This window comes from Acinetobacter sp. 24-47-67 (assembly GCF_056779735.1).
In genome coordinates, this window is the sequence record NZ_JBWYIK010000036.1 from 1 (window position 1) to 434 (window position 434).

Annotated in this window: 1 protein-coding gene; it reads right to left on the reverse strand. The window is 42.6% G+C overall.

The features are described from left to right. Positions 1–434, reverse strand: a 434-nt coding sequence (locus AC1M9K_RS14550; RefSeq protein ID WP_481589645.1) for an Ig-like domain-containing protein, incomplete at both ends; no start/stop codon positions are given.

The window sequence follows — 434 nt, forward strand, 5'->3', positions numbered from 1 at the left end:
AATTCAACTGATGGTGTATATGTCCATGTGTCACCTGTAACTGTCGCTGGACCTTCTGCAACAACTTGACCGTCTTTGTCTTTAACAACGACATTTACTGTTGTTCCTGGTTCAGTTGTACCTGTGATTTCTGGTGTTGTATCGTTTGTATCCGCAATTGGATCAATCGTTACATCGGTATCAGATGGTGCAGTTGTATCTACAGTTAATTTACCATCCGCAGTTTCTGTAGCAGTATTACCTACCGCATCTTTCGCTTCAGCTTTAACTGTATATTCACCTTCTGGTAATTCTTCAGTCGGTGTGAACGTCCAGTTACCCTCTGGATCTACAGTCGCATCACCTGTTGCTACAGGGTTGCCATCTTTGTCTAAGATTTCAACTTTTACTGTTGCACCTGGCTCAGTCTTACCTGAGATTGTTGGTGTAGTATC